The following is a 9,487-nucleotide window of genomic DNA, read 5'->3' as shown; positions in this document are numbered from 1 at the left end:
TGCGGCACCTATCCGCGCGATGACGTCCTAGCGGTTGCAACGCGAGTCATCGAATTCCATCACCGGCTCAGGAAGAGCATCCCTTGCAGATATCGGGAATGAGCTCTTCAGCGCGGAAGTCCGGAGTGGCGCTGAACTGACGCTCGAGGCGGCGCCCGCTCCATTCCGGCGACCTGGCTTGTGCTGACCACTGGCATCGACAAGGCAAGCGCTGCACAAAAGCCACGCATGTTCGCCCTCCAGTTCAAGCCCTGTTTCTCCAAGCCGAGAGCCTGGTGCGCCAATTTCTGAATGGGCCGGCGAACCAGCGAACAAGTCGGTTGAAGCTACGTTCGATGATCGCACCCCAGTGGGTGCAGACGGAAGATGATAAAGCTTCATAGCCACATTCTCCTGCAAGCAACGCGGTTATGCCGAAACGCCAGATCCTCGCGGCATTTGGCGTGCCGTTCCCTGCAATAGGGGCTTGGCGACAATTGATTTAGATGAGCTGCTCGATCTTTCAAGAAGCTCCTGATCTTCGAATCCATCGTTTCCGAACTGGTGGACCGCGGCTCACGATAGAGCGGCTTGCCTCGCGGGATTCGCCTTCACGGAGATGTTGGCCGCAGGGGTACTTATGACCAGGGAGGTCAGTGGGACGGTCCATCGGCACTTTCGTTGACGCCCAGGTGGCAAACGAGTCTGCCAGCACGGCCGCACGCGTGGTCCATTGAAAGCCAAGTTTCGCCGTTCCTAAAATAGCGGTCGTCAGGGAAGTGCAAAACAGAGTTCAACGAACTGCTTGGCAAACTACAAGCCCGGATTGTCAAAAATTTTTGGCCGACCTCTTGAACGGTCCTTCTACGATCCTAATTGGATTTTCCGCCGGGGCTGGGATCCGGCCCGGTCAAGTGACATCGCTAGATTGCTAAGGAGGATGTGCATGCATTTCCGTCCGCTGCACGATCGTGTGCTCGTGCGCCGCCTTGATGCCGAGGAAAAAACCGCCGGCGGCATCATCATTCCCGACACCGCAAAGGAGAAGCCGCAGGAAGGCGAAATCATCGCCGCCGGTCCCGGAGCGCGGAATGAACAGGGACAGTTGATCCCGCTCGATGTGAAGGCTGGAGACCGGGTCCTGTTCGGTAAATGGTCGGGGACGGAGGTGAGGATCGACGGCCAGGATCTCTTGATCATGAAGGAGAGCGACCTTCTTGGTGTCGTCGAAGACAGCGGCAAGCTGAAGAAGGCGGCCTAAAGGCCGCTGGTAGGCTGACAGTCATTGAACAGAAAGGAGATCGACATCATGGCTGCCAAGGACGTAAAATTTTCGACCGAAGCCCGCGACCGCCTACTGCGCGGCGTGGACACACTGGCAAACGCAGTGAAGGTCACGCTCGGTCCCAAGGGACGCAACGTGGTGATCGAAAAGTCGTTTGGCGCGCCGCGCATCACCAAGGACGGCGTCACCGTCGCCAAAGAAATCGAGCTTGAGGACAAGTTCGAGAACATGGGCGCACAGATGGTCCGCGAAGTGGCATCGAAAACCAACGACCTCGCCGGCGACGGTACCACCACCGCGACGGTGCTGGCGCAGGCCATCGTCAAGGAGGGCGCGAAATCGGTGGCTGCTGGCATGAATCCGATGGACCTCAAGCGCGGCATTGACCTTGCGGTGGAGACAATTGTCTCCGATCTGAAAACTCATGCGAAGAGGATCACGTCCAACGACGAGATCGCGCAGGTCGGCACCATCTCCGCCAATGGCGACACCGAGATCGGCCGCTTCCTTGCAGACGCGATGCAGAAGGTCGGCAACGAAGGCGTAATCACGGTTGAGGAAGCGAAGCACCTCAACACCGAACTCGAGGTGGTCGAGGGCATGCAGTTCGATCGCGGATATGTCTCGCCGTACTTTGTCACCAACACCGAGAAGATGCGGGTCGAGCTCGAAGACCCCTACATCCTGATCCACGAGAAAAAGCTGTCCGGACTGCAGACCATGCTGCCGCTGCTCGAAGCAGTGGTGCAATCGGGCAAGCCGCTCCTCATCGTGGCGGAAGACGTCGAGGGGGAAGCGCTCGCGACCCTGGTCGTGAATCGGTTACGCGGTGGGCTGAAGGTCGCTGCCGTCAAGGCGCCGGGGTTCGGCGATCGCCGCAAGGCGATGTTGGAGGATATTGCGATCCTCACCGGCGGCACAGCGATCTCAGAAGACCTCGGCATCAAGCTCGAGAACGTCACTCTCAACATGCTCGGCCGCGCCAAGAAGGTGGTGGTCGACAAGGAGAACACCACGATCGTCAACGGTGCCGGCGCCAAGAAGGACATCGCGGCGCGCGTCGCCCAGATCAAGGCCCAGATCGACGACACCACGTCCGATTACGATCGGGAGAAACTGCAGGAGCGGCTGGCCAAGCTCGCAGGCGGCGTCGCCGTGATCCGCGTCGGTGGTGCCACAGAGGTCGAGGTGAAAGAGCGCAAAGACCGGGTGGACGACGCCCTTCATGCGACCCGGGCCGCGGTCGAGGAAGGCATTCTTCCTGGCGGCGGGGTCGCCCTGCTGCGCGCGCTCAGAGCGCTCGACGGCATCAAGACGGCCAACGCCGACCAGAAGGCTGGCATCGACATCGTGCGTCGCGCGATCCAGGTGCCGGCACGGCAGATCGTCCAGAACGCGGGCGAGGATGGCTCCCTGGTTGTCGGCAAGCTCCTTGAGCACAGCGACTACAACTGGGGCTTCAATGCGGCCACCGGCGATTACCAGGACCTGGTCAAGGCCGGCGTGATCGATCCGGCCAAGGTCGTACGCACCGCGCTCCAGGACGCATCCTCGGTCGCTTCGCTGCTGATCACGACCGAGGCGCTGGTGGCCGACAAGCCCAAGAAGGCGGACCCGGCTCCGGTCGCGCCGTCGATGGACTTCTGACCAGGTCGGTGCCCGGGCGTGGCGCCCCGGGCACCGCTCGCCCAATGTAGGAGGGAGGTAGCAGATAACGAGCAAGAATCTCACGATGAGCATGCAGTTTCCAGGTGTGTTGCGTCGAGGCGGAGCTGCGCTCGCGTCGAGCTTTCGCAACGATCGCACTGGCAGGTTTTCGAACGACAGGAGGATGAGATGATGCTCGATCGAATCATTGGCTCCGCTCGTACGGAGCATCGAAGCAACGGTTCCACCGCACCCCGTACCACCCGTACGCTGCTGACGGGATTGCTCGCAGCCGTCCTGAGCCTACCGTCGCTCGCGGCGTGGGGAGCGGACAGCCCGCAACGGACAAATGGTCCACTGACAACGAAGGTGGACCTACTTCCGCTTCAGCCGATCCCATATTCCGGCTCGATGCCCTGGATGAGGTGGAACACGACATCACCGACAATGAAAATTGACACTCTCATAGTGCCGGGCCTTGACCCATCGAAGGCTTTCGAGGTTTCGCCAGACTGCGTGCACGGAGAGCCGACGATCGGCTGACGCTGCCTACAATGGCCGGTGCGCACCGCGACATCGCGATGCTCACCGCGCAGTGCCAATCACGCGTTGTAGGCTGGTCGGCCACAGGTGCGAACCCCTCATCGCGCACGATCGCGAAGAGCCCGACGGTTTCGTGGCCGGCTGGGCATAATTGTCCGAGAGGACTATGGAAGAATCGATTGAACCTGTCGACCAGCGGCTTGATCGAGCGCGCCAGTAGATTGGTCTCCAATTGTAGTTGGCTCACACGATGAAGCCAGTCCTTCAAGAAATAAAGGCGCCCACGCTGCCGCGATGAGTAAATTTGCAAAAGCGATAGCGATTACGATCTCGGTAATGATGCTTGCATCTCCGATGCGATGAGCCAGCAATGTGTCCAACAGCGCCGAGAGCTTGTGGGGCAGAGTTATCGAGATCTCGCGTAGCTAGGAAACTTGGCCTGCAGCGACCGTTGTGCCTTCAGCCTGGAGGTCGAGCGTGCTTGGGTGTCGGCGATGCGGGCCTGGACCGCCCTCCTGATCAACTCGACCGCACGCCCTTCTATCTGCCGGATCCGTTCGCGCGAAACCCTGTGCTCCCGCGCCAGTTCGTCCAAAGTCTTCGGTTCATCGGCGAGCAGGCGCGCCTCGACGATGGCCCGCTGGCGCGCTGACAGGGTGTTGAGCGCTTCCTTCAGTGCGACCTTTCGCCGATGATAGTCATCGATCTCGCTGAGGCGGCTTTCTGGATCTGGGGTAGGATCTATCAGGCGGTCCTGCCATTCTTCTGTTGCCTCCGCATCGCCAATCGCAACATTCAACGAATGATCACCGCGCAACCGACGGTTCATTTCAATAACGTCCGGCGGGCTCACCTTGAGCTGCTTAGAGATATAATTGACGTGCTCCGGTCTCAAATCACCTTCGTCGGCGGCGGCAATTCTGGTCTTGAGCTGCCTTAGCTTGAAGAACAGCTTTTTTTGTGCGGGCGTGGTGCCCATCCGCACGAGCGACCACGATCTCAGGATGTATTCCTGGACCGACGCCTTGATCCACCACATGGCATAAGTGGCCAGCCGAAAACCCCTCTCGGGTTCAAAGCGCTTGACGGCTTGCATCAAGCCGAGATTGGCCTCTGAGACGATGTCGGCAATTGGCAAGCCGTAATGGCGGTAACTCATTGCGATCTTTGCGGCCAGACGCAGGTGGCTTGTCACGAGGCGGTATGCCGCCTGCCGATCGCCGTGATCTCGCCAGCTCTTTGCGCAAGCGACCTCTTCGGAAGCTTCAAGAAGGGGGAATTTTCGAATCTCAGTTAGGTACCGAGAGAGCCCGTCCCTCGAGGATAGGGAGGGCAGCGCAGCGATGGTAGGCATTATGCTCGCTCCATTCTGTTCCTTCCAACCACACAGAAATCAAGCAGATAAAGCTCAACGTAAGGTTTTCGACTACTCGACGTGAGAACATATTTTAATCCGCGATGCGACCTAGCGAAAGCGACACCAACGCCGCGCCAGATCGTGCCAGGAATGTCGACACGTCGCATATCCAAGTCAACATCCGGAAAGCGTCTGGGAGACCCATCCAGACGGTGACTAAAACGGTGATGGCGAGGTTTTGTTTCCAGTTGACCAGATGGATGTAGTCGGTGCGCTCCCTCACCGGGAGCCAAGCGAAGCGTTGCAATCGCAGCTCTTGGAGTCGAAAAGCACTACACCCGCCGGTCGCTGCCGGTGGCACGTTTACTTTCGGCATCTGCAGGGCCGATCTTCGCTGCTAAAGGTCGCACGAACTGCCGGCATGTAGGTCACCACGCCCGCAACTTGCCGACGCCAGGTACCGCATTGCAACAAATCTGGAGAGGGGCGGTGCCGAGCTGCTGCGCGGCCCCGCGATGCTTCCCCTCGTTCACCATTGGCGGGTCGGGCCGAAGGCAGATTTCAAATTTTCTCAGAGCAGCTCTTGACGCCGTCACTCTGCTGCATAATTTTTGCCGCGCCAGCCCCGCTTTGGGGCGGCGTCTGGGCGCCCATTCGGGCCCAGGCGAGACGGGCGCCGGTTGTGTCCCGGTGCCGTTCATATCCATCTTGCTCTCTGGAGGATTTGGCTATGCGCACATACGACTTCTCCCCTCTCTTCCGCTCGACGATCGGCTTCGACCGTCTTTTCGATCTTGCCGAGATGGCCAATCGGGCCGGTGGCGACGACAACTATCCCCCCTACAATATCGAACGGGTGGCCGAAGATCGCTACCAGATTGCGCTTGCAGTCGCAGGCTTCTCACCTGACGAGATTTCGGTGACGGCCGAGCAGAACGTCCTCACGATCGAAGGTAACAAGCTCGAAAAGGCCGAGCGCGAATACCTCTACCAGGGGATCTCGACCCGGAGGTTCAAGCGGCAGTTCAGCTTGGCCGATCACGTTCAGGTAAAGGGTGCTGCATTCGACAACGGGCTTCTCAAGGTCGAGCTTGCGCGCGAGATTCCCGAGGCCATGAAGCCGCGGCGGATCGCGATTAACGCAGCGTCGACGAAGGCGCCCCGACAGCTCGAATCTGCGGCCTGACCCGGCGTAGCCGCGTGCCGGACATCCGGCACGCGCCTTCACATCGATATCGTCTACAGAACGGAGGCAACCATGCGGCCGACGACCGCGTATACAAATCTGCACGCTCTGAAGTCATTGATCCCAAACGAGCGACGGTTCGAACGTCCGCGGGATGTATTCTCGGATCCCTCGCTGATCATGACCGAGAAGCAGGCCATTCTGGCGTCCCGGGCTTCCGATGCCACCGCCATTCCATCTCATCGTACCTGGCGCGCGCCCAAGGGACATTCAGCTTCCCTTCGCGTCGACGTGATCCTGCCTGCACTTCGTGGTCTGGACGGCGATCCACGCCGACCGCCGGGAGGAAAGTCAGCGCACCGACGCTCGACGGCGCGTCCTCTTGCAGCATAGGAGTGTGTCATGACCGACATCAAGCTGCCCAAGCAAGTCGTGGACAGGATTGAAGCCCGCTGGACCTCGAGATACCGCCCGATGGAGAAGCAACACTCCAGATTGATCGACAGGCGGCTCGAGCAACTTCGAGCGCACCGTAACAACATCTGGCGTTATCGGCGGCTCCTGAAAACCCAGCTTTCCGAGTTAGAGCGCCAATTCATCGAAAGACGCCTTGCCGAGGAGCTCGAAGCCGTAGAACGCGTGGCATCCGACGTGCCCCCCATCGGTACGCGCCTGATGTCAATCCCGGCCGCCGAAACATCGGGAGAAAGCCCCCCATGATCGACCTTCAAAAGACACTTATTCGCGTCAGCGAGAAGATCATCGGTCACTACCAGTATCTCTTGGCTACCGCGACCTCGGAACGGGAGCGCGAGCGCTTTCGCGAGCGCATCAACCAAGAGCAGCAGCTGCTGGACAAGCTTCGGCAGCCTGAGCAACCTGCTCGCGCAGCGTGAAAGGATGACTTGGCCGCATGAGTGAATTGAAGAGGTTGCCACTGGATGAAGCTATCCGACTTCGCTGGGTCTTGCGGGACATCAGAGCCAGGCGCTTCATCGTTAGCCCGCTCGATCCGGCCGACGTTCAGAAGCTCACCCAGATGGGTTACGTCGAAATCCGTGACACGCTCCCTGCTCTGACGACCATGGGTATGGATGAGATTTGAAGAAATTAGCTCAGCATAAGCGGACTCGCTGAGTTCACGAGCAAGAAGATTGACTTTGACTACCTACATGGGCTCGGAGGTTAAAAATGTCTACCTATCTGCATACGCAAATCCGGCAAATGAAGCCGACGGAGATTAGCCGCATTGTGACAGCTTACGAGCGCACTCTACATGCGCTCTGTGTCAAGGATCGTGACGACCCACTCACGGAAATGATCGCGAAGACAATCATCAAGGTCGCACAGACCGATATCGCTGATCCCGCAGAGATTTCGGCTCAGGCGATCAAGCAATTGGAAGTCCGGTGACAAATGAGACCTTCAAGCGAAGGATCGTCCCACATGATACTTACCGGCGCTGGGGTCTCGGCGAATAGGCGCTCGTTCATCGTTTTGGAAATTGCCGATGAAGATCGGGCTTTTGAGGTGGCACGAAGAATCGCTGAGCGCATGGGGCGCGAGGTGACGGTGCGTGATGCGAGCTGGGTAGAATTGATCACAATTCCGGGTGGGAAGAGGCACTGAGATCAGTTTTTTATGAATGATGCCCGCGGCAGCGACGCGCCTTCCCCATGCCTTTGCAGAGCAATTTGCTACGCGGCTGCTCCTCATCAATGCGGGGGCAGCAAGCCATCACGGTACAGCCAGGCAGGCGCAGAGCTATGCCGTGCTAATGTCGTCCTCGAGACTGTCAAACCCGCCGAGCTCGACGATCTTCTCGAGATCGCCAAGCGTGACCACGCTTCGCTTCAAATCAAGAATACCCTGCGAGCGGAACGCTTGAAGGACTCGGTTGACGTGCACGACGCTTAGTCCAAGCGCGTCGGCGAGCTTCGATTGCGTAACCGGAAAGTTAAACTGCTCGTTGGCTACCATCCCCATGGCTCCAAGTCTCTGGCGCAATTCCGCAATCAGATAGGCCAAGCGTCCTGACGCCGATCGCGTGCCCAGATTGACGATCCACTGTCGGAATAGCGCTGCATCGAGAAGCGTTTCTCGCCAGAGTGCCCGCGCCAATGCCGGACGGGTGATGAGGATCCGCTCCAGCGAATCATGATTGATAAAACCGAGCTGCGCCTCCGAGAGCGTCGTCAGGTCATGATCCATGCGCTTCAGCGGCAGGCCGTGGAGATCGGGCATGTCGCCCGCAATGTGGAAAGACAGGATCTGCCGCTTCCCCTGTTCCGAAACCTTGGACCGGTACGCAAAGCCGCTCAGTATCACGCAGCACTGAGTACTGGGCTCCCCTTCGCGAATGATGACCGAATCTTCCGGATAAATCTTTACCGGCGCCACGATCGACCTGAGCGCCGCAACATCCGCGTCAGGCAACTCAGAGTGCAGCCGCAATTTGCGTATCACCATCTCGATGGGCATCTCAGGGTTCCTTGAGAGGGCGTAAGGCGAGAAACAGTCCGCTTCTCGACCATACGCTTGGAACGAGCGCATATGTATTCAATTGTTTCGCTGGATTTACCGCAATGATCCGGATCCACTATCTAAAATGCCACGTTATTTCTTTCATATCCATCACGGGAACCGTCACGCCGATGAAACCGGCGTCGAACTTCCTGGTAAGGACGCTGCGTGGAAAGAGGCCATCTTCACCACTGGACAACTTCTTCAAGACTTGGATGGTGCGCTCGAGTCTGGCCGGGAATGGCGACTGGAAGTATCCGATGAGGCGGAGAATCCAGTTTGCATCGTCCACGTGTTGGCCGAAAGGCACTGATCGCTTCCGAAGCAGGCCTCCTGATGCTTTGCCAAGCCCTGGCAATTTGTGTAATCCGCGGTCCTTCATCAAGGCCCTGAAAGGAGGTCGGGCAGATCGCTTCGAGAGAACTGATCTTCCGTTAATGCGGCGCAATGTGTCACGATGGGCTGCAAGCGCCGACCCCTCCACTCGTCCGTAACATTGCTGAGAAATGCAACCATTTCCCGCGACGATCTGAGATGAGCGGCGCGCTTGGAGGCCGCCATTTCGGAGACAAGTTGCCTGTATGTCGGCGTCAGGTAGCGGTGGCAGCGCGGCAGAACCCTGTAGCTCGACATCGTGCTGTCCCAAAGCGGGCTGTCCTTTGGCCAGCCTTCCGGGTCGGCAATCAAGCCCTTGATCAGGCGCTTTGTCACCCACTAATAGTGCTCCGCAGGCGGCAAATCGACGTAAACCAGAGTATCAGCCAGTCCGCATCGCTCCCATACTGTGGCGGTGTCACCATAGCCAAACCGAGATCGCATGGCCGCTTTTGCCCGCCGGCAAAAGTGCTTGGGCCACTCGCTGAGGGTTTCGTGGTCACCGCCGTTAGGCAGCTTCCGGCAAACGGTCTCCAGCCGCCATGTCCAAATTGCGGCGGCTCTTCGGTCAGACCTTTTCATGATCTGGCCT

General features: G+C 58.8%; 11 protein-coding genes. 8 read left to right on the top strand and 3 right to left on the bottom strand.

The window, feature by feature from the left end:
* Positions 1-925 precede the first annotated feature (925 nt).
* Positions 926-1,240: a co-chaperone GroES gene (gene groES / locus XH92_RS39380; RefSeq protein ID WP_194461651.1), complete on the top strand. Its 315-nt coding sequence runs from the start codon at positions 926-928 to the stop codon at positions 1,238-1,240.
* A 48-nt stretch (positions 1,241-1,288) separates the two neighbouring features.
* Positions 1,289-2,911, top strand: coding sequence for a chaperonin GroEL (gene groL, locus XH92_RS39375; RefSeq protein ID WP_194456833.1), 1,623 nt, complete (start codon positions 1,289-1,291; stop codon positions 2,909-2,911).
* Between the two features lie 949 nt (positions 2,912-3,860).
* Here groL and rpoH read toward each other — a convergent pair.
* The gene (gene rpoH, locus XH92_RS39370; RefSeq protein ID WP_194456832.1) at positions 3,861-4,808 is read right to left on the bottom strand and encodes an RNA polymerase sigma factor RpoH; all 948 of its coding nucleotides are present in this window, start codon (positions 4,806-4,808) and stop codon (positions 3,861-3,863) included.
* Positions 4,809-5,541: 733 nt separating this feature from the next.
* Between rpoH and XH92_RS39365 the strand changes: the two genes are divergently transcribed.
* The 5 genes from XH92_RS39365 (at position 5,542) to XH92_RS39345 (ending at position 7,410) form a co-directional block, all read left to right on the top strand.
* Entirely contained in the window at positions 5,542-5,997 is a 456-nt protein-coding gene (locus tag XH92_RS39365; RefSeq protein ID WP_194456831.1) for an Hsp20 family protein, read from the top strand.
* A 402-nt stretch (positions 5,998-6,399) separates the two neighbouring features.
* Complete coding sequence (locus tag XH92_RS39360) at positions 6,400-6,717, top strand: hypothetical protein (RefSeq protein ID WP_246788036.1); 318 nt, start codon at positions 6,400-6,402, stop codon at positions 6,715-6,717.
* Positions 6,714-6,893, top strand: a complete 180-nt coding sequence (locus tag XH92_RS39355; protein WP_194456830.1) for a hypothetical protein — start codon at positions 6,714-6,716, stop codon at positions 6,891-6,893. The genes XH92_RS39360 and XH92_RS39355 overlap by 4 nt, the downstream gene beginning before the upstream one ends.
* A 17-nt stretch (positions 6,894-6,910) precedes the next feature.
* Positions 6,911-7,102 carry a hypothetical protein gene (locus XH92_RS39350; RefSeq protein ID WP_194456829.1) on the top strand — a complete coding sequence of 64 codons (192 nt, stop codon included), beginning with the start codon at positions 6,911-6,913 and terminating at the stop codon, positions 7,100-7,102.
* Between the two features lie 86 nt (positions 7,103-7,188).
* On the top strand, positions 7,189-7,410 hold the full coding sequence (locus XH92_RS39345; RefSeq protein WP_194456828.1) for a hypothetical protein: 222 nt from the start codon (positions 7,189-7,191) through the stop codon (positions 7,408-7,410).
* Positions 7,411-7,761: 351 nt separating this feature from the next.
* Here XH92_RS39345 and XH92_RS39340 read toward each other — a convergent pair whose 3' ends face one another.
* Positions 7,762-8,478, bottom strand: coding sequence for a Crp/Fnr family transcriptional regulator (locus XH92_RS39340; RefSeq protein WP_246788035.1), 717 nt, complete (start codon positions 8,476-8,478; stop codon positions 7,762-7,764).
* A gap of 127 nt (positions 8,479-8,605) precedes the next feature.
* On the opposite strand from XH92_RS39340, the gene XH92_RS39335 reads away from it, so the two are divergent.
* A complete protein-coding gene (locus tag XH92_RS39335) occupies positions 8,606-8,833 on the top strand; it encodes a hypothetical protein (RefSeq protein WP_194456826.1) in 228 nt (75 codons plus the stop codon).
* Between the two features lie 68 nt (positions 8,834-8,901).
* On the opposite strand, the gene XH92_RS39330 is transcribed toward XH92_RS39335, so the two are convergent.
* Positions 8,902-9,231, bottom strand: a complete 330-nt coding sequence (locus XH92_RS39330) for a hypothetical protein (protein ID WP_194456825.1) — start codon at positions 9,229-9,231, stop codon at positions 8,902-8,904.
* Between the last annotated feature and the right edge of the window lie 256 nt (positions 9,232-9,487).

It is taken from the genome of Bradyrhizobium sp. CCBAU 53421, from assembly GCF_015291625.1.
In the GTDB taxonomy this organism is placed as follows: Bacteria; Pseudomonadota; Alphaproteobacteria; order Rhizobiales; family Xanthobacteraceae; genus Bradyrhizobium.
The sequence above is the reverse complement of the archived record's forward strand: the minus strand, read 5'-3'. Positions and strand labels throughout refer to the sequence as shown.